Annotated in this window: 18 protein-coding genes; all 18 read left to right on the plus strand. The window is 67.3% G+C overall.

The window, feature by feature from the left end; all coding sequences use genetic code 11:
- Window positions 1-6: 6 nt before the first annotated feature.
- Window positions 7-1,452 (plus strand): NADH-quinone oxidoreductase subunit NuoN, encoded by a 1,446-nt coding sequence (gene nuoN / locus ACTIEW_RS09475; RefSeq protein ID WP_439477665.1) that lies wholly within the window; start codon window positions 7-9, stop codon window positions 1,450-1,452.
- A 6-nt stretch (window positions 1,453-1,458) separates the two neighbouring features.
- Complete coding sequence (locus ACTIEW_RS09480; RefSeq protein ID WP_439477666.1) at window positions 1,459-2,208, plus strand: biotin--[acetyl-CoA-carboxylase] ligase; 750 nt, start codon at window positions 1,459-1,461, stop codon at window positions 2,206-2,208.
- Window positions 2,208-2,975, plus strand: coding sequence for a type III pantothenate kinase (locus ACTIEW_RS09485; protein ID WP_439477667.1), 768 nt, complete (start codon window positions 2,208-2,210; stop codon window positions 2,973-2,975). Before ACTIEW_RS09480 ends, ACTIEW_RS09485 begins: the two co-directional genes overlap by 1 nt.
- A gap of 7 nt (window positions 2,976-2,982) precedes the next feature.
- Window positions 2,983-4,656, plus strand: a complete 1,674-nt coding sequence (locus tag ACTIEW_RS09490; RefSeq protein WP_439477668.1) for a ribonuclease J — start codon at window positions 2,983-2,985, stop codon at window positions 4,654-4,656.
- A 201-nt stretch (window positions 4,657-4,857) separates the two neighbouring features.
- The gene (pyrH, locus tag ACTIEW_RS09495; protein ID WP_439477669.1) at window positions 4,858-5,598 is read left to right on the plus strand and encodes a UMP kinase; all 741 of its coding nucleotides are present in this window, start codon (window positions 4,858-4,860) and stop codon (window positions 5,596-5,598) included.
- A gap of 35 nt (window positions 5,599-5,633) precedes the next feature.
- Window positions 5,634-6,191: a ribosome recycling factor gene (gene frr / locus ACTIEW_RS09500; RefSeq protein ID WP_292064570.1), complete on the plus strand. Its 558-nt coding sequence runs from the start codon at window positions 5,634-5,636 to the stop codon at window positions 6,189-6,191.
- 30 nt (window positions 6,192-6,221) lie between these two features.
- Complete coding sequence (uppS, locus tag ACTIEW_RS09505; RefSeq protein ID WP_439477670.1) at window positions 6,222-7,004, plus strand: polyprenyl diphosphate synthase; 783 nt, start codon at window positions 6,222-6,224, stop codon at window positions 7,002-7,004.
- Window positions 7,004-7,819, plus strand: coding sequence for a phosphatidate cytidylyltransferase (locus ACTIEW_RS09510; protein ID WP_439477671.1), 816 nt, complete (start codon window positions 7,004-7,006; stop codon window positions 7,817-7,819). The genes uppS and ACTIEW_RS09510 overlap by 1 nt, the downstream gene beginning before the upstream one ends.
- Window positions 7,816-9,012: a 1-deoxy-D-xylulose-5-phosphate reductoisomerase gene (gene dxr / locus ACTIEW_RS09515; protein ID WP_439477672.1), complete on the plus strand. Its 1,197-nt coding sequence runs from the start codon at window positions 7,816-7,818 to the stop codon at window positions 9,010-9,012. The genes ACTIEW_RS09510 and dxr overlap by 4 nt, the downstream gene beginning before the upstream one ends.
- A 23-nt stretch (window positions 9,013-9,035) precedes the next feature.
- Window positions 9,036-10,250 (plus strand): M50 family metallopeptidase, encoded by a 1,215-nt coding sequence (locus tag ACTIEW_RS09520; protein ID WP_439477673.1) that lies wholly within the window; start codon window positions 9,036-9,038, stop codon window positions 10,248-10,250.
- Between the two features lie 32 nt (window positions 10,251-10,282).
- Window positions 10,283-12,727, plus strand: coding sequence for an outer membrane protein assembly factor BamA (gene bamA / locus ACTIEW_RS09525; protein WP_439477674.1), 2,445 nt, complete (start codon window positions 10,283-10,285; stop codon window positions 12,725-12,727).
- 32 nt (window positions 12,728-12,759) lie between these two features.
- A complete protein-coding gene (locus ACTIEW_RS09530) occupies window positions 12,760-13,338 on the plus strand; it encodes an OmpH family outer membrane protein (RefSeq protein ID WP_439477675.1) in 579 nt (192 codons plus the stop codon).
- Window positions 13,339-13,345: 7 nt separating this feature from the next.
- Entirely contained in the window at window positions 13,346-14,347 is a 1,002-nt protein-coding gene (lpxD, locus tag ACTIEW_RS09535) for a UDP-3-O-(3-hydroxymyristoyl)glucosamine N-acyltransferase (protein ID WP_439477676.1), read from the plus strand.
- A gap of 25 nt (window positions 14,348-14,372) precedes the next feature.
- The gene (gene fabZ / locus ACTIEW_RS09540; protein WP_439477677.1) at window positions 14,373-14,840 is read left to right on the plus strand and encodes a 3-hydroxyacyl-ACP dehydratase FabZ; all 468 of its coding nucleotides are present in this window, start codon (window positions 14,373-14,375) and stop codon (window positions 14,838-14,840) included.
- A complete protein-coding gene (gene lpxA, locus ACTIEW_RS09545) occupies window positions 14,837-15,625 on the plus strand; it encodes an acyl-ACP--UDP-N-acetylglucosamine O-acyltransferase (protein ID WP_439477678.1) in 789 nt (262 codons plus the stop codon). Before fabZ ends, lpxA begins: the two co-directional genes overlap by 4 nt.
- On the plus strand, window positions 15,622-16,464 hold the full coding sequence (lpxI, locus tag ACTIEW_RS09550) for a UDP-2,3-diacylglucosamine diphosphatase (protein ID WP_439477679.1): 843 nt from the start codon (window positions 15,622-15,624) through the stop codon (window positions 16,462-16,464). Before lpxA ends, lpxI begins: the two co-directional genes overlap by 4 nt.
- The gene (gene lpxB / locus ACTIEW_RS09555) at window positions 16,461-17,630 is read left to right on the plus strand and encodes a lipid-A-disaccharide synthase (RefSeq protein WP_439477680.1); all 1,170 of its coding nucleotides are present in this window, start codon (window positions 16,461-16,463) and stop codon (window positions 17,628-17,630) included. Before lpxI ends, lpxB begins: the two co-directional genes overlap by 4 nt.
- A gap of 130 nt (window positions 17,631-17,760) precedes the next feature.
- Window positions 17,761-18,321 carry a hypothetical protein gene (locus tag ACTIEW_RS09560; RefSeq protein ID WP_439477681.1) on the plus strand — a complete coding sequence of 187 codons (561 nt, stop codon included), beginning with the start codon at window positions 17,761-17,763 and terminating at the stop codon, window positions 18,319-18,321.
- The last annotated feature ends 129 nt before the right edge of the window (window positions 18,322-18,450 follow it).

Here is an 18,450-nt window from a genome sequence, read left to right on the forward strand (position 1 = left end):
ACGATGATGCCAGATCTTGATTTCGCCCTGCGCCTGTCCGCCCCCGAGAGCACGCTCGCGGTCGGCGGTCTCGTGCTGCTGATGCTCGGCGCCTTCATGGGCGAGAAGAGCGCGCGCTTCATCTCGATCCTGTCGGTCGGCCTGCTGGTCGCCGCGACCGCGGTCACCGTCACCGGCCCGCTGGGCCAGGCCTTCAACGGCGCCTATGTAGCCGATCCCCTGGCCGTCTACGGCAAGGCCCTGATCTTCCTCTCGAGCGCCGTGGCCATCGTGCTGGGCGACGGCTGGATGGCGCGGACCCGGATCGCCCGGTTTGAATATCCGATCCTGATCGTGCTGGCCTCGGCCGGCATGGGGATGATGGCGTCGTCGGGAGACCTGATCTCGCTCTATGTCGGCATCGAGCTGCATTCGCTGGCCCTCTATGTGCTGGCCGCCTTCCACCGCGACGACCTGAAGGCGTCCGAGGCGGGGCTGAAGTATTTCGTGCTGGGCGCCCTGTCGTCCGGCCTGCTGCTCTACGGCGCCAGCCTGATCTACGGCTTCACCGGCTCGATGCGATTCGACGAGATCGCCGCATACGCCGCTGCCAACCAATCGACGGGGCTGATCTTCGGTCTGGTGTTCCTGATCTGCGGCCTGGCCTTCAAGGTCTCGGCCGCGCCGTTCCACATGTGGACGCCTGACGTTTATGAGGGCGCGCCGACGCCGGTCGTGGCCCTGTTCGCCACCGCCCCCAAGGTCGCCGCCATGGTGCTGATCGCGCGGACGCTGGAGGGCGCCTTCGCAGGGTCGCACGACCAGTGGGCGCAGGTGCTGATCCTGATCTCGCTGATCAGTTTCGCGGTCGGCGCGTTCGGTGGTCTTGTGCAGAAGGACCTGCAGCGGCTGCTGGCCTATTCGTCGATCGCCAACATCGGCTACGCCCTGCTGGGCATCGCCGCCGGGACCACGGCGGGCGTTCAGGCCATGTTGGTGTTCATGACCCTGTATGTCATCGACCAGTTCGGCTTCTTCGCCATCCTGCTGTCGCTGTCGCGCGGCGGACGGCCGATCCGCAAGATCGCTGATCTGGCCGGTCTGCGGAAGGACAAGCCTCTAACAGCCATTGCGCTGACGGTGCTGTCGCTGTCGGTGCTGGGCATGCCGCCGCTGGCGGGCTTCTGGGCCAAATTCTATGTCTTCGGCGCGGCCGCTGACGCCGGCTACTGGATGGTCGGAGCCGCCGGTCTGGTCGCCTCGGTCGTGGCGGGCTTCTACTATCTGCGCATCATCAAACTGATGTGGTTCGATCCAACGCCCGAGGGCGTGGGGCCGACGGATGCGTCGCCGGTCGAGGCGAAGACCATCGCCTGGGCCTCGGCGGCCTTCTCCTTCCCGCTGGTCATCGTCGCCATCGGCTGGATCGACCATTTCGCCGCGAGGGCCGCGACCGGCTTCGGAGCCGGGTAGGGGCGGATGCCCGCCGCGCCCATCCTGCTGCTCGACCAGACCGACTCGACCAATGCGGAGGCCCGCCGGCGCGCGGACGCGGGCGAGACCGGCCCGCTGTGGATCGTCGCGCGGCGGCAGACCGAGGGCCGCGGACGGCGTGGGCGGCAATGGGAAAGCCAGGACGGAAACCTGTTTTCCACCCTGCTGCAATTGACCCGAAAATATCCCGCCGAAGCGGCGCAGGTGACGTTCGTGGCCGCCCTCGCCATCGCCGACCTGCTGGATGCGTATGCGCCGGCGTCGCTGGTGACGATCAAATGGCCGAATGACGTCATGCTGGCCGGCGAGAAAGCATCGGGCGTGCTGGTCGAGTCCGGGGCGCATGAGAGCGGCGGGCTGTGGCTGGCCATCGGGATCGGGGTTAATCTGGCACGTGCGCCCGAGGGGACCGAGCGACCGGCGACGGCGCTGGTCCACCACCTGCGCGGGGACGTGACGGCGGCGCCGACGGTCGAGGCCGCAGCGGCCCGATTGGCCGAGGCCTTCGCGGTCTGGATGGAGCGGTGGGAGGCGCTGGGGTTCCAGCCGATCCTCAACGCCTGGCAGGCCCGGACGCCGGGGCTGGACGGGCCCGCCGTGGCGCGGCTGGGGCGCGAGACGGTCGAGGGCACGGCCGAGGGCGTAGCGCCCGACGGCGCGCTGAAATTGAGGCTGGCGGACGGGAGCCTGCGGCTGATCTCCGCCGGCGACGTCTTCTTCGGGGAGGCCGCGTAATGCTGCTGGCGATCGAGCAGGGCAACACCAATACGCTGTTCGCGGTCCATGACGGGAGCGACTGGATCGCCCAGTGGCGCACCGCCACGGAGAGCAGCCGCACGGCCGACGAATACGCCGTCTGGCTGAGCCAGTTGCTGGCCATGCGCGGGCTGGCGATCGGCCAGCTGGACGGCTGCATCATCTCCAGCGTCGTGCCGCAGTCGATCTTCAACCTGCGCAACCTGTCGCGCCGCTATCTGTCGGTCGAGCCGCTGGTGATCGGCGACAATGTCGAGCTGGGCATGACGTCCCGGATCACCAAACCCAGCGAGGCCGGCGCCGACCGGCTGGTCAACGCCATCGGGGCGCATCTGATGTATCCCGGCGACCTGATCGTCATCGACAGCGGCACGGCCACGACCTTCGACGTCATCGCCGCCGACGGGGCCTTCGAGGGCGGCGCCATCGCCCCGGGGATCAATCTGAGCCTTCAGGCGCTTCACGAGGCGGCGGCCATGCTGCCGCGCATCGCCATCCAGCGACCGGACCGGGTGATCGGCAAGGACACCGTCTCAAACATGCAGTCCGGCGTCTTCTGGGGCTATGTCGCCCTGATCGAGGGCATGGTCGCACGTATCAAGGCGGAGTGGGGCAAGCCCATGACCGTTATCGGCACCGGCGGCGTCGCCAGCCTGTTTGAAGGCGCAACTGATTCAATCGACCGGTTCGATCCGGACCTGACTATCCGCGGCCTGCTCGAAATCTGGCGGCGGAACACCATCTAAAGGACGCATGAAAAAGAAAACCAGTGACGAACTCGTCTTCCTGCCGCTGGGCGGGTCGGGCGAGATCGGTATGAATTTGAATCTCTACGGCTACGGGCCGGAGGCGAACCGCGAGTGGATCGTGGTCGACGTTGGCGTGACCTTCGGCGACCTGTCGACGCCCGGCGTCGATGTGATCGTGCCCGACCCCGCCTTCCTCGACGGCGAGACCATTCGCGGCATCGTCCTGACCCACGCCCACGAGGACCATATCGGCGCCCTCGGCTGGCTGTGGTCGCGCATGAAGGCGCCGCTGTACGCCACCCCGTTCACCGCCTTCCTGATCCGCGAGAAGCTGCGCGAGGCGGGCATTCTGGATCAGGTGACGCTGATCGAGGTGCCGCTGGGCGGAACCATCGACCTGGGCCCGTTCCAGGTGACGATGGTCACCATGACCCATTCGATCGCCGAGCCGAACGGCCTGGCGATCCGGACTCCGCTCGGCACGGTGCTGCACACCGGCGACTGGAAGATCGACGACGATCCGATCATCGGCCAGGTGACCGACTCCGGCGCCATCACCCGCCTCGGGGACGAGGGCGTGCTGGCCATGGTCTGCGATTCCACCAATGTCTTCGTCGAGGGTTCGGCGGGGTCGGAAGGCGGCGTCCGCAACGCCCTGATCGAACTGATTGGCGGACTGAAGGGCCGGATCGCGGTCGGATGTTTCGCCTCGAACGTCGCGCGGATGGACAGCGTCATCCGCGCTGCCGAGGCTGCCGGACGCCGTGTATCCCTCGCCGGCCGTTCGATGCACCGCATCACCTCGGCGGCCAAACACGTGGGCATGATGCAGGACATCAAACCCTTCCTGTCGGAGCAGGAGGCCCGCGTCTGGCCGGCGGATGAAATCCTGTATCTATGCACCGGCAGTCAGGGCGAGGCCCGGGCGGCCCTGTCGCGCGTGGCCGAGGGCACCCATCCCTACATCAAGTTAAGCAAGGGCGATCACTGCCTGTTCTCGTCGCGGGTCATCCCCGGCAATGAGCTGTCGATTGGCCGTCTGCAGGACAAGCTCGCGGATCGCGGGGTGCGCCTCTACACCGAGAAGGACCATCCCGGCATCCACGTCTCGGGACACCCATGCCGCGACGAACTGCGTCAGATGTACGCCTGGGCCCGGCCACAGATCGCCGTGCCGACCCACGGTATGCGCCGGCATCTGGCCGAGCACGTCAATCTGGCCAAGGATATCGGCGTGCCTGAGACGGTGTCGCCACGCAACGGCGACATGGTGCGCCTGGCCCCCGGACCGGCGGCCATTATCGACGAGGTTCCCAGCGGTCGACTCTATGTCGATGGCGGCCGTCTGGTCACCGAACAGGGCGAGGCCCTGCATGAGCGGCGTCACGCCTCAACCAACGGCGTGCTGATCGTCAGCTTCGCCATGGACAAGCGCGGCAAGATCGTCAGCGACATCGACGTGCGCGCCATCGGCCTGCCGGGCGACGCGGAATCGCCGCTGGGCGACGCCCTCGACGACCTGGCGGAACGCGCCGAACAGGCGGTCAACAAGCTGAAGGGCGCGGCCCTCGAGGACGAGATGGTCATCGAACAGGCCGTCTCGCGCGCGCTGAAGAAGGCCAGCCAGCAGATCTGGGATCGGCGGCCTATCGTCGAGACCATCATTCTGAGGCTGTAAAACGAATTCCGCTCATCCCGGCGAATGCCGGGACCCGGATCGTATGACCCGATCCTGCCAAAGCGCCGCTTGTTTCCTGTCCGACTTCCTTTGCTTTGGCATCTGGGTCCCGGCATTCGCCGGGATGAGCGGATTTGTGGGCCTTTGAACCGGCTCGCCCTCTCCCTATAAGAAGCCGAATCCTCCGCCCAAGGTCTTCCCATGCCCGACGCCCCCCCCGAGTTTCTCTACAAACGCATCCTGCTGAAGGTCTCGGGCGAGGTGCTGATGGGTGATCAGGCCTATGGCATCGACATGAAGACCGTCGCCGGCGTGGCCCAGGCCGTGGCCGACGTGGCGCGCGAGGGCGTCGAGATCTGCCTCGTCATCGGCGGCGGCAACATCTTCCGGGGACTGAGCAAGGCCGCCGGCGACATGGAGCGGGCCACCGCCGACTATATGGGCATGCTGGCCACGGTGATGAACGCCCTGGCCATGCAGGCGGCGCTGGAGAAGATCGGCGTCCAGACCCGGGTGCAGAGCGCCCTGACGATGAACGCCGTGGCCGAGCCCTATGTGCGGCGCCGGGCCCTGCGTCATCTCGAAAAGGGCCGGGTGGTGATATTCGCCGCCGGCGTCGGCGCGCCCTTCTTCACCACCGACTCGGGCGCCGCCCTGCGGGCCGCTGAAATGGGCTGCGACGCCCTGCTGAAGGGCACCAGCGTGGACGGCGTCTACACCGCCGATCCCAAGAAGGACGCCAGCGCCACCCGCTACGAGACCCTGACCTATCACGATGTGCTGGCCAAGGACCTGAAGGTCATGGACGCCTCGGCCATCGCCCTGATGCGTGACTCGGGCATTCCGATCGTGGTCTTCTCGATCCGGGAAGACAATTCGCTGCGCCGGACGTTGACGGGGGAGGGGACCTTTACGGTCATCTCGTCCAAAAAAGCCGCCTGAGCCGACAAAGCCAAGAAAACGCGAGAGAAACGACCATGGCCAAGCCTGATCTGAAAACCTATCGCGAGCGCATGGACAAGTCCGTGTCCGCCCTGAAGGAAGAGTTCAACGGCCTGCGCACCGGCCGGGCCAACGTCGGCCTGCTGGATCCCGTGCAGGTGCAGGCCTACGGCTCCAACGCCCCGCTGAACTCGGTCGCCGCCATCAGCGTGCCCGAGCCGCGGATGATCTCGGTCAATGTCTGGGACAAGTCGATGGTCGGCCCGGTCGAAAAGGCCATCCGCGCCGCCGGCCTGGGGCTGAACCCGATCGTCGACGGCCAGACCCTTCGCATCCCCGTACCGCCACTGACCGAGGAACGCCGCAAGGACCTCGCCAAGCTGGCCGGCAAATACACCGAGCAGCAAAAGATCGCCGTCCGCAATGTCCGCCGAGACGCCAATGAGGATCTCAAGAAGGCCGAAAAAGCCGGCGAGATCAGCCAGGACGAGCAGAAAAAGATGGAAACCGAAGTCCAGAAGGACACCGACGCGGCGATCAAGCGCATCGACGAGGCCTTGAGGGCCAAGGAAGTTGAGATCATGCAGGTTTGACGGCGCGATTTGCCGTAGGATACGCCCCGCATGCCCGCCGAACCCCTTCACACTGCGCCGACTGACGGATCACGCCCCGGCGATCCCAGGCATGTCGCCCTGATCATGGACGGCAACGGACGCTGGGCCGAGGCGCGTGGCTTGCCGCGCGCCATGGGCCACCGCGAGGGCGTGCAGGCGCTGAAGCGGACGGTGGAGGCCGCGCCCCGATTCGGAATCCGCTGCCTGACGGTGTTCGGCTTTTCGACCGAGAACTGGAGCCGGCCGGCGGAGGAGGTGTCAGACCTGATGGGGCTGGTTCGATCCTATGTCGCCAGCGATCTGAGGCGGCTGGAGCGCGCGGGTGTGCGGGTCCGGGTGCTGGGCCGTCGCGCGGGGCTGCCTGACGACATCATCGCAATCATCGAACGGGCCGAGGCAAGTACGGCCCACAACGACAAATTCCTGCTTCAGGTCGCCTTCAACTATGGCGGCCGGGCCGACATCGTCGATGCGGCCCAGCGCCATGTCGACGACGTGTTGGCCGGACGAGCGACCGGCCGGCTCGACGAGGAATCGTTGGAGCGGGGCCTGTCCACCGCGGGCGCGCCGCCGGTCGATGTGATCGTGCGCACCTCGGGCGAGCAGCGGCTGTCGAACTTCCTGCTGTGGGAGGCCGCCTACGCCGAACTGGTCTATCAGAATGTGCTCTGGCCGGACTATGGCGCCGAGGGACTGGCCGACGTGATCGAACAATACCGCAACCGGGACCGCCGCTTCGGCGGCCGGGCTGCGCCAGCCGAGGCCGCTGCGCCCGCCCTTGCGGCCGGCTGATGGCGTTTCGGGCCCGCGACATAGGCCTGAGGGCCGCATCGGCCGTCGTGCTGGCGCCCGCCGCGGTTCTGGCCATCTGGGCCGGCGGCCTGTGGTTCCTGGCGCTGATGCTGCTGGCCTGCGCCCTGCTGGCTGTCGAATGGGCGATGATGAGCGCGGCCAAGGCCTGGCGGGTGATGGCGGGGGCCGTCGCTTTCGGCCTCGTCGCCGGTGTGGTGGCGGCGCACGCCGGGCAGCTTTCGCTGGCCCTCGTCATGCTGGTGTTCGGCGCGGTGGCGGCCGGTCTGTTCGCGCGCAACCGCGGGCAGGAGGCGCTGGATGCCGCCTATGGCGTGCTCTACCTCGGCTGGCCGGCGGTGCTGCTGATCTGGTTGCGGGACGTCGACACCCCGAGCGGTCTGGCCTGGACGGTGTCCGCCTTCGCCATCGCCTGGGCGTCGGACATCATGGCCTATCTGGTCGGCAGTCTGGTCGGCGGACCCAAGCTGTGGCCGCGCTTCTCGCCCAACAAGACATGGTCCGGCTTCATCGGCGGCCTGGGAGCCGGCACAATCGCAGGCGCTGCCCTGGGGACCTTTCTCGACATGGGCATCGGCGCCTACTGGGGCGCGGCCCTGGGGTTGGCCGCTGCACTGGCCACCATGGCCGGCGACCTTTGGGAGTCAGCGCTGAAGCGACGTTATGGGGTCAAGGACGCGGGCAAGCTGATCCCCGGCCACGGAGGTCTGCTCGACCGGGTGGACGGACTGATGTTCGCCGTCGTGGTGGTGGCCTGCGGCCGGCTGATCGTCGGCCTGACGGGCGGGGCCGCATGATCCGGCGGCGGGTGACGGTGCTGGGCGCGACGGGCTCGGTCGGCTGTTCGACGCTGGATTTGATGGATCAGGCCGAGACTGCCGGAACCGGCGTGTTCGAGGTCGAGGCCCTGACCGGCGGCGCCAATATCGCCCGACTGGCCGAACAGGCGCGGCGCTGGAAGCCAAAGCTGGCGGTTACGGCCGATCCGGCCCGGCTGGACGAGTTGCGGGCGGCGCTGGCCGGAACCGGGATTGAGACCGCCGCGGGCGATCAGGCGGTGATCGAGGCCGCGGCCCGGCCCGCAGACTGGATCATGGCCGCCATCGTCGGCGCGGCGGGACTGCGCTCGGCCTGGGCGGCCGCTGCGACCGGCGCGACCCTGGCCCTGGCCAACAAGGAAAGCCTGGTCTGCTGCGGCCCGGCCCTGATTGAACGGGTCCGGCGATCAGGCGGCCGGCTGCTGCCGGTCGATTCCGAACACTCGGCCATCCATCAGGTCTTTCCGCACGAGGCGCCGGAGCGGGTCGCAAGACTGGTCCTGACCGCCTCGGGCGGACCGTTCCGCAATGCGCCGCTCGAGGCGCTGAAGTCGATCACGCCCGAACAGGCCGTCGCCCATCCGAACTGGAGCATGGGGGCCAAGATATCGGTCGACAGCGCCACCATGGCCAACAAGGGGCTGGAGATGATCGAGGCGGCCTATCTGTTCGATATGCCGGCCGAGCGGATCGGCGTGGTGGTTCATCCGGAGTCCATCGTCCACAGCCTGGTGGAGTATGTCGACGGCTCGACCCTGGCCCAGATGGGCCCGCCGGACATGAAGACGCCGATCGCCTACGCCCTCGCCTGGCCCGACCGGATCGCCTGGAATGCGCCGCAGCTGGACCTCGCGGCCCTCGGTCAATTGACATTCGAAGCTCCGAACGACGAGCGGTTCCCGGCCCTGAAACTCGCGCGACAGGCGTTACAGGCGGGCGGCGCGGCGCCCATCGTGTTCAATGCCGCCAATGAGGTTGCGGCCCTGGCCTTCCTTGACCGTCGACTCGGCTTTCTCAATATTGCCGCAGTCGTCGCCGACACCTTGTCGCGCGTGACGGCCTCGGGGGTGGATTCCGGTTCCGAAAGCGCCTGCGACGCGGCCCTGGCCGTGGATGCGCAGGCGCGACGGATGGCGGAATCCATAATCCATGGCATCGCGGCGGCGGCCTGAATGACGGAGGGACCGATAACGGCATGACGGGCTTTCTCGGTCAGGCGCTGCTCTACATCGTACCCTTCCTGCTGGTGCTGACCTTTATCGTCACCATCCATGAGCTCGGCCATTTTCTCGTCGCGCGCGCCTTCGGCGTGAAGATCGACCGGTTCTCCGTCGGTTTCGGAAAGACCATCGTCGCCCGCACCGACAAGCACCGCACGGAGTGGCGGCTGGCCTGGCTGCCGCTGGGCGGCTACGTCAAATTCTCGGGCGATCTGGACGCCTCCAGCGTGCCGGACCAGGCGGGTCTGGCTGAGCTGAGGCAGCGGGTGATCGCCGAGAACGGCCCGGGCGCCGAGCGCGACTATTTCCATTTCAAGCCGATCTGGCAGCGCGCCCTGATCGTCGCGGCCGGCCCGGCGGCCAATTTCCTGCTGGCCATGGTGCTGTTCACCGTTCTGTTCAGCGTCGTCGGCGAGCAGATCGCGGCCCCGCGTGTCGCCGCCGTCGTGCCCGGGAGCCCGGCCGCAGTCGCCGGCTTCCAGCCGCGCGACCTGATCACAGCCGTCAATGGCCGGCCGGTCGAAGAGGGCCTCCAGGTCACCCGCACCGTGATCATGAGCGCGGGAGACCCGGTTCGCTTCACGGTGGACCGGGGCGGGCAGGTCGTGAATCTGGTGGCCACGCCCGAACGCCTGCTGGTGGAGGACGAACTCGCCGGCCGGGTGCGGATCGCCCGCATCGGGCTGGATATGCAGCCGTTGCCGCAGGACTTCCGTTTCCGGCGCCTGAATCCGGTCGAAGCAGCCGGCAAGGGCGTCGAGACGATCGGAACCACCGTCGGAACGACCGCGACCTATCTCGGCCGCATCTTCAGCGGCAAGGAATCCGGCGATCTGCTGAACGGGCCTCTGGGAATCGCGAAGGCCGCCGGCGGGGTCACCCGTCAGGCGGTGGCGGCGAATCCGGACCCGGGCTACATGGCCGCCAACCTCGCCCTGACGTTTCTTCAGTTCGCCGCCATAGTTTCGATCGGAATTGGCATTGTTAATCTGCTGCCGATTCCGGTTCTGGATGGGGGACATCTGCTGTTCTACGCTTATGAAGCTGTGGCCCGCAGGCCAGTCCCCGCGCGCGTTCAGGAGGTTGGCTACCGTGTCGGTCTTGCTTTGCTGGCGGGATTGATGTTGTTCGCGACTTGGAACGACCTGCAGAAGCTGAGCCTGTTCAAATTCCTCGGCGGGTTCGCATGACGAGCCGACGCCAGCCCCCGATGGTTTCCCGTATGATCCGACAAGATGCGTCCGCCCTTCGTTTCGCCAGGGCCCTGAGCCCCAGCCTGCTGGCCCTTGCGGTCGCCGCAGGGCTGGCCGGTCCGGCCATGGCCCAAAGCCAGGCTCCGGCCGCACCGGTGATCCAGCCGGCGCCGGTCGAGGCCGGTCCGCCCGCAGCGGCCCAGCCGGCGCCTCCGCAGGAACAACGGGTCACGATCAATCGCATCCTGGTGCGCGGCAACCAGCGCATCGATCAGACCACAGTCCTGTCCTATCTGCCGATCCAGCCGGGCGACCTGGTCGATGCCGCGGTGCTGGACGTCGCCGTCCGCACCCTGACCCGCACCCAGCTGTTCGCCGACGTCCAGTTGGGCGTCCAGCCGAACGGCGACCTTGTGGTCGAGATCGTCGAGAACCCGATCATCAACCAGGTGGTGTTCGAGGGTAACGGCGCGGTCAGCGAGGACAAGCTGCGCGAGGAAGTCACGCTCAAGCCGCGCGGCATCTACACCCGCGCCCGGATCCAGGAAGACGTCGGCAAGATCGTCGAACTGTACCGCCTGTCCGGCCGGATCTCGGCCACCGTCACGCCCAAGATCGTCCAGCTGGACCAGAACCGCGTCGACGTGGTGTTCGAGATCAACGAGGGTCCGGAGACCGGCGTGCGCGCCATCACCTTCCTTGGCAACAGCGCCTATTCGGACAGCGACCTGCGCGAGGTCATGGTGACGCAACAGTCGGCCTGGTACCGGCTGTTCACGACCAACGACAACTACGACCCCAACCGTCTGGACTACGACCGGGAGCAGCTGCGGAAATTCTACACCAACCGCGGCTACTACGACTTCCGGGTCCTGTCGGCGATTTCCGAACTGGCGCCGGACGACAGCGCCTTCGGCATCACCCTGACCGTGGATGAGGGCGATCGCTACAATTTCGGCGAGGTCGATGTCGTCACCGAGAACGACCGTCTGAATCCAGACTTCCTTAAGCTGCTGCTGCCGATCCGGACCGGGGATCTGTACGAGAGCGACAAGATCGAGTCGGCGGTCGACGCCCTGACCTTCGCGGCCGGCTCGGCGGGCTATGCCTTCGTTGAAATCGAGCCGACCTATCGCGCCAATCCCGAGACCGACACCGTCGACGTCACGTTCAACGTCAAGGAAGGCCAGAGGGTCTACGTCGACCGGATCAACGTTATCGGCAACACCCGTACGCTGGACAATGTCGTCCGGCGCGAGATGATGCTGACCGAAGGAGACGCCTTCAACCGCACCCTGCTGGAGCGTTCGCGCAACAATCTGCGGGCCCTGGGCTTCTTCAAGGATGTCACCGTCGAGGAGGCCCGCGGCACGGCGCCCGACCGGTCCGTGGTCAATGTCACCGTCACCGAACAGCCGACCGGCGAGCTTTCTGTCGGCGCCGGTTTCAGCTCCGTCGACTCCTTCGTGGTCAACCTGGGCATCACCGAGCGCAATTTCCGCGGCCGTGGCCAGAACGTCGTCGCCCGTGTGGAATGGGGCTCGCTGCGCCAGCAGGTCGACTTCCGCTTCACCGAGCCCAAATTCCTTGGACGCGACCTGCGCGCCGGCTTCGACGCCTTCCACTCGCGTTACGACCTCAGCGAATATTCCTCGTACGACTACCGCTCTACCGGCGGCGGCGTGCGCCTGTCCTATCCGCTGAACGGCTACACCCTGTTGAGCACCCGCTACTTCCTGAAGAGCGACGAGATCATCGTGCCGCAGGGGTATTGCAACGGCGGCGGCGGGGCCAATGCGCTTTGCGATCAGGTCGGTTCGTTCCTGAACTCCTCGGCCGGCTACACCCTGCTGGTCGACCGCCGGAACGACCCGGTGCGGCCCACGCGCGGCTGGACGGGCACCCTGCGCCAGGATTTCGCCGGCGTCGGCGGCGATGTGAACTACATCAAGTCAGAGGCGGACGTTACGGCCTATTGGGGCATCACCCCGGACTGGGTCGTCACGGCCACGGCCTCGGTGGGCTATATCGCAGGCTGGGGCGGCGATCCGATCCGGATCAACGACCGCTTCTTCAAGGGCGGCAACAGCTTCCGCGGCTTCGAGACCGCCGGTATCGGCCCGCGCGACCTGACGCCCGGCACCAACAACGACGCCCTGGGCGGTAATTTTTACGTCATCGGCACGCTGGAGATGACCGTCCCCAACGGTCTGCCGGAAGAGTATGGCATCCGCACCTCGGTGTTCACCGACGTCGGCACCCTGGGCGTTCTCGATGACCGTTATACGACGACGACCGGCGGCTTGCCGAACGCGAACATCGTCGATGAGCTTGCCCTGCGGGCCTCCGCCGGCGTCAGCGTTCACTGGCGTTCGCCGATGGGTCCGATCCGCTTCGACCTGAGCCAGATCATCGGCCAGCAAGAGTACGACAAAACAGAAACGTTCCGCTTCTCGACCTCCACCCAGTTCTAGCGCGGGCGATTTTTCCGCATCAAAGGTTCACGATGAAACTGTTCGCAATCGGCGTTTTCGCCCTCGCGTCACTAGCCGCCGGCTCCGCCGCGGCTCAAGCCGCCGCTCCGGCCAACCCCGGTCCGGTCCTTCCCGGCGTCTGTGTCTTCCACAACGACCGGCTGCTGGCCCAGTCGACGGCCGGTCAGTCCGTCCAGGCCGGCATGCAGCGGCTGGTCACCGAAGTGCAGGGCGAACTCGCCCCCTACGGCGCCACCCTCCAGACCGAGGCCGAGGCCTTGCGGCAGGGCGGCCAGGCGGCCGATCCGGACGGCACGCGTGCCCGCGCCTGGCAGGCGCGCGCCCAGGAAGCCCAGCAGTTGGAGCAACGCCGTCAGGCCGAGCTGCAATACACCCAGCAGATGCAGATCCGCGCGATCGCCCAGTCTGCCGACCCCATCCTGGTCGCCGTCTATCAGGAGCGCGGCTGCGGCCTGATGCTGGACCGTTCGGCGGTCTATATCTCAAACCCGGCCATGGACGTGACCGACATCGTCATCCAGCGCCTGAACACGGCCCTGCCGTCGGTTTCCTTCAACCGTCTCGAAGTGCCGGCCCAACTGCAGCAGTAAGGCCGCCATGCCCGATCCGCGCTTCTTCGACAGCCTGACGGCGCTGAGCGTCGCCGAGCTGGCCGAACGGATCGGCGGCGAAGTCCTGCGGGGCGGGGACCGGCAGGTCTCCGCCGTCGCGCCCCTCGGGGCCGCCGGGGCCGGGGACGTCGCCTTTCTCGGCGATCGCAAATTCGTCGCCGCCCTGGGCCAGACCCGGGCCGGATGCGTGATCCTGCCCGCCGCCGCGCTTGAGGCCGCGCCAGCAGGCGCCGCCATAATCGTTTCCGGCGAGCCGCAGGCCGCCTGGGCGCGGGCGTCCGAGTCCTTTCACCGGGCCATCCCGCTCTCCGCGGCCGACCGCGACGAGGCTGCCGAGGACGGCGCCGTCGTGTTCGAACCCGGCGTCGTCATCGGCGCCGGCGCGCGCATCGGCCGGGGCACGCGTATCGGCGCCAACAGCGTCATCGGTCCCGGCGTCCAGATCGGCCGCGACTGCGTCATCGGCTACAATGTCAGCGTCGGTTTCGCCCTTGTCGGTGATCGGGTCCGACTGATGTCCGGCGCACGGATCGGCGAGGCGGGGTTCGGCACGGCGCGCTCGAAGACCGGTCCGGTCGATGTACCCCAGCTGGGTCGTGTGATCCTGCAGGACGGCGTCACGGTCGGAGCCAACTCCTGCATCGATCGGGGCGCCTATGACGACACTGTCGTCGGCGAGAACACCAAGATCGATAATCTGGTCATGATCGCCCACAACTGCGTCATCGGCCGGAATTGCCTGTTGGCCGCCCATACCGGCATTTCGGGTTCCTGCATCGTCGGAGACAATGTCATCTTCGGCGGCCAGGCGGGCATCGGCGACCATATCCGCATCGGCGAAGGGGCCCGCGTGGCGGGCGGAGCCGGGGTTCTGGCCGATATTCCAGCCGGCGAGACCTGGTCGGGCTATCCGGCCAAACCGATCCGACAGTCCTTGCGCGAAGCGGTCTGGCTCGCCAAACAGGCGTCAGGAAAGGCGCGTTCCTAGCGCTTACGGCGAGGAAGGCCGCAGGATGAGCGACGACGGCAAGATCGACTATGCCGAGGTGATGCGCAGGCTGCCGCACCGCTATCCCTTTCTGCTGGTCGACAAGGCCGAGGATTTCATCGCCAACACCTCGATCACCGGCATCAAGAACGTCACCCACAACGAGCCCTATTTTCCGGGGCATTTCCCGATCGATCCCGTCATGCCCGGCGTGATGATCATCGAGGCCATGGCCCAGACCGGCGCCCTGCTGATGTCCAGGTCGATGAACGTCACGGTCGAGGGCAAGGTGATCATGTTCATGTCCATCGACGGCGTCCGCTTCCGCAAGCCGGCCCGGCCCGGCGACCAGCTGCGGATGAATGTGGTGGTCACGAAGATCCGCGGCGACATCTTCAAATTCCGCGGCGAGACCTTCATCGACGGCAAACTGGCGTCCGAGGCTGAATTCGCGGCCATGATGGTCACCATCGACAAGTCGGCCGCGTCGTGAGCCGCATCCACCCGACAGCCCTGGTCGACAGCAGCGCTGTTCTGGCCGACGGAGTCGAGGTCGGGCCGTGGTGCGTCGTCGGACCAGGCGTGACCCTGGGCGAGAATGTACGCCTGCTCAGCCATGTCGTGGTCCAGCAGGACACCACGGTTGGAGCCCGGACCGCGATCCACCCCTTCTGCGTCATCGGCGGCGATCCGCAGCACGGTGGCTACAAGGGTGAAACGGTGCGGCTCGAGATCGGCGAGGACTGCCTTGTCCGGGAGCACAGCACCTTCAACCGGGGAACTCCTGTCGGCGGCGGGCTGACCCGTATCGGCAGGGGCTGTCTGTTCATGACCGGCGCCCATGTCGGCCATGATGCGGTCGTGGGCGACAATGTCACCTTCGCCAATCACGCGACGCTCGGGGGACACACGGAAATCGGCGACCGGGTCTTTCTGGGCGGACTGGCGGCGATCCATCAGTTCGGCCGGGTCGGACAGGGCGCCATCGTCGGCGGTCTCGCGGCCGTTACGCGCGACGTCATTCCGTATGGTTCGGCCTGGGGCAATCATGCGCGGCTGCACGGGCTCAATCTGATCGGGCTGAAGCGCAAGGGCTATGACAAGACGGCCATCCGTCGATTGCTGGCGGCCTACCGCGATCTGTTCGAGGGCGACGGGACCTTCGCCGAGCGGCTCGACGCGGTCGAGGCCGGATATGTCGACCTGCCTGAGATCATGGAGATCACCGCCTTCATTCGCGAGCCCGGAAAACGTCCGCTTTGTCTGCCGGGCGAATGAGCAAGCTGGGCCTGATCGCTGGCGGTGGGGCGCTCCCGGTGTCGGTGGCGGCGCGGTGCGAGGCCGAGGGCCGGCCGGTGTTTCTGGTGCGGCTGACGGGCTACGCCGACACCCATCTGGCCCGCTATCCGGGCATAGAGGCGGGGTTAGCCGAATTCGGCAAGACCCTTTCGGCGTTGAAGAAGGCCGGCTGCACCGCCGTCTGTTTCGCGGGCACGGTCAGCCGTCCGGACTTCAAGACCCTGAAGCCCGATCTGAGGGGCGCAACCCTTCTGCCCGCCATCATCGCGGCGGCGACCAAGGGCGACGACGCCCTGCTGCGCAAGGTCCTGTCGGTATTCGAGGCCGAGGGCTACGTCATCGAGGGCGCTGACGACATCCTGGGCGGAGAGACGCTGCCGAAGGGGGCGCTGGGGGCGATCCAGCCAACGGAACTACAGCTGTCAGATCTAAGAAAGGCGCTGTACGTCGCGGAAAAGGCGGGCGAACTTGATATCGGTCAGGGCGCCGTCGTCTGCGAGGGCCTGGTTCTGGCGGTCGAGGCCCAGGAGGGCACGGACGCCATGCTCGCCCGTGTCGCGGGCTTGCCGGCTGACCTTCGTGGCACGGCGGCGGACCGCAGGGGCGTGCTCGGCAAGGCGCCCAAGCCCATCCAGGATTTGCGGGTGGATATGCCGGTGATCGGCGCCAGGACCATCGAGATGGCCGCCGCGGCGGGGCTGGCCGGGGTCGGCGGCGTGGCCGGCAAGCTGATCCTGATCGATCAGACCGGGCTGGTCGAGGCTGCTGACCGGCTGGGACTGTTCGTCTGGGGCGAGGCGCCCGGAAACGCCCGATGAGCCGCCCGCTGAAGATCATGCTGGTCGCCGCCGAGGCCTCTGGTGACGCGCTGGGGGCCGGACTGGCCGGGGCGCTGAAGGCGCGGCTGGGGGCGGATGTAGTCTTCGTCGGCATCGGCGGACCGCGCATGGCGGAGCAGGGGGTAGAGAGCCCCTTTGACATCGCCGAACTGTCGGTGCTGGGCTGGATCGAGGGGCTGAAGGCCTATGGGATCGTCAGGCGGCGGGTCGCCGACACAGTAGCGCTCGGCGCAGCCGAAAAGCCCGACGCCGTGGTGTTGATCGACAGCTGGGGCTTCACCATCCGGGTGGCCAAGGCTCTGCGGACGGTCCTGCCGGGCGTGCCGCTGATCAAATATGTCGGGCCGCAGGTCTGGGCCTCGCGGCCGGGACGGGCGAAGACGCTGGCGGCGGCGGTCGACCACCTGCTGGCCCTCTACGCCTTTGACGCGCCGTGGTTCGAGCGCGAGGGTCTGGCCACGACGGTCGTAGGGTCACAGGCGCTGCACGTCGACATGAGCGGCGCCGACCCGGCCGCGTTCCGCGCGGAGCGGGGGATCGCAGCCGGGGCGCCCCTGCTGGTCGTCCTGCCCGGCAGCCGGCCGTCCGAAATCCGTTTGATGACGCCTGTCTATGAGGCCGCGATCGCCCGGCTGAAGGCCGCCGATCCTGCGCTGGAAATCGTCGTGGTCGCCGCCGGAACCGTCGCGGCGGATGTCACGGGGCGGGTCGCGACCTGGCCGTTCCGCGCCCATGTGGTCGGCGAGGACCAGAAATACGCCGCCATGCGCGCCGCCACCGTGGCCCTGGCCACCAGCGGCACCGTTTCGACGGAACTCGCCCTGGCCGGGGCCCCGACGGTCATCGCCTACCGCTTCCAGCCGCTCAGCTATGCGATCATGAAGCCGTTCTTCACAGGGAAATACGCCACCCTGTTCAACCACGCCGCTGACGAGGAAATCGCCCGCGAGCTGATCCAGAATGACGCCACGCCCGAAAAAGTGGCGGCCGAGGTGGGGCGGCTGTTGGGCGATCCGGAGGCGCGGCGGACGCAGGCCGAATGTCAGGCGGCGGCGCTGGACCTGATGGGCCGCGAGGGGCGTGACCCGTCGGAAATCGCGGCGGAAGCGGTGCTGCGGGTGATCGCGGGCAAGGCGGGCCGGTAGCCGAACCGGTCGGAAATATCCGCCATCCCGCGCGGTCGTTGCATTTCAGGGAAAGATCACAAGTTGCTCATGCCGCTCACCGGCGCGGGAGCCTAACAGGCGGCCTTCTGGATGAGCAGGAAAGACCAACATGACCAACAACACCGACGTCGGACGGCGCGGACTTCCCTGGCGGCTGATCGGCTGGGGGGGTGTCGCGCTCGTCCTGCTGCTTCCGCTGGTCACGGGCGCGCCCTGGACGCTGTTCGACTACATCGTCGCGGGCGCGCTTCTCGGCGGGGCCGGGCTGGTTCTGGAACTGGTGGTGAGGGCGTCCGGCAGTCTGGCCTATCGCACCGGCGCCGGCCTGGCGGTCGCGGCCGCCTTCCTGCTGGTCTGGGTCAACGGCGCTGTCGGCTTCCTCGGCAATGAGGACAATCCCGCAAACCTGATGTTCGCCGGGGTGATCGCCATCGCGGTCCTCGGCTCGGTGATCGCCGGCTTCAGGGCGAAGGGCATGGCCTGGGCCATGTTCGCCGCCGCCGCCGCCCAGGTTTCGGTGGGCGCGATCGCGCTCGCCCGGGGATGGAGTTCGCCGGGCAATGCCGGACTCCATGAGGTCGTCATGGGGACCAGCGTCTTCGGCGCCCTGTGGCTGGTGTCGGGCGGGTTGTTCCGTCTGGCGACGAACCGGCCCGTGGACGCGGCCTGACCCTGTTTCAACGAAAACGCCGGGGCTCTGGCCCCGGCGCTCAGAATGTCGCGCATGTCGCGACTTGTCCCGGTTGTAGTGGTCCGATTGTCGCGCTTGTCGTGGTCGAATTGTATTGGTCGATTCGAC

Origin of the sequence: Brevundimonas sp., from assembly GCF_051860745.1 — a bacterium.
Taxonomy (GTDB): Bacteria; Pseudomonadota; Alphaproteobacteria; order Caulobacterales; family Caulobacteraceae; genus Brevundimonas.

What these genes read in the sequence shown, in the direction of transcription:
- nuoN (WP_439477665.1), top strand. Translation starts at nt 7, where the DNA reads ATGCCAGATCTTGATTTCGCCCTGCGCCTGTCCGCCCCCGAGAGCACG.
- ACTIEW_RS09480 (WP_439477666.1), top strand. Translation starts at nt 1,459, where the DNA reads ATGCCCGCCGCGCCCATCCTGCTGCTCGACCAGACCGACTCGACCAAT.
- ACTIEW_RS09485 (WP_439477667.1), top strand. Translation starts at nt 2,208, where the DNA reads ATGCTGCTGGCGATCGAGCAGGGCAACACCAATACGCTGTTCGCGGTC.
- ACTIEW_RS09490 (WP_439477668.1), top strand. Translation starts at nt 2,983, where the DNA reads ATGAAAAAGAAAACCAGTGACGAACTCGTCTTCCTGCCGCTGGGCGGG.
- pyrH (WP_439477669.1), top strand. Translation starts at nt 4,858, where the DNA reads ATGCCCGACGCCCCCCCCGAGTTTCTCTACAAACGCATCCTGCTGAAG.
- frr (WP_292064570.1), top strand. Translation starts at nt 5,634, where the DNA reads ATGGCCAAGCCTGATCTGAAAACCTATCGCGAGCGCATGGACAAGTCC.
- uppS (WP_439477670.1), top strand. Translation starts at nt 6,222, where the DNA reads ATGCCCGCCGAACCCCTTCACACTGCGCCGACTGACGGATCACGCCCC.
- ACTIEW_RS09510 (WP_439477671.1), top strand. Translation starts at nt 7,004, where the DNA reads ATGGCGTTTCGGGCCCGCGACATAGGCCTGAGGGCCGCATCGGCCGTC.
- dxr (WP_439477672.1), top strand. Translation starts at nt 7,816, where the DNA reads ATGATCCGGCGGCGGGTGACGGTGCTGGGCGCGACGGGCTCGGTCGGC.
- ACTIEW_RS09520 (WP_439477673.1), top strand. Translation starts at nt 9,036, where the DNA reads ATGACGGGCTTTCTCGGTCAGGCGCTGCTCTACATCGTACCCTTCCTG.
- bamA (WP_439477674.1), top strand. Translation starts at nt 10,283, where the DNA reads ATGATCCGACAAGATGCGTCCGCCCTTCGTTTCGCCAGGGCCCTGAGC.
- ACTIEW_RS09530 (WP_439477675.1), top strand. Translation starts at nt 12,760, where the DNA reads ATGAAACTGTTCGCAATCGGCGTTTTCGCCCTCGCGTCACTAGCCGCC.
- lpxD (WP_439477676.1), top strand. Translation starts at nt 13,346, where the DNA reads ATGCCCGATCCGCGCTTCTTCGACAGCCTGACGGCGCTGAGCGTCGCC.
- fabZ (WP_439477677.1), top strand. Translation starts at nt 14,373, where the DNA reads ATGAGCGACGACGGCAAGATCGACTATGCCGAGGTGATGCGCAGGCTG.
- lpxI (WP_439477679.1), top strand. Translation starts at nt 15,622, where the DNA reads ATGAGCAAGCTGGGCCTGATCGCTGGCGGTGGGGCGCTCCCGGTGTCG.
- lpxB (WP_439477680.1), top strand. Translation starts at nt 16,461, where the DNA reads ATGAGCCGCCCGCTGAAGATCATGCTGGTCGCCGCCGAGGCCTCTGGT.
- ACTIEW_RS09560 (WP_439477681.1), top strand. Translation starts at nt 17,761, where the DNA reads ATGACCAACAACACCGACGTCGGACGGCGCGGACTTCCCTGGCGGCTG.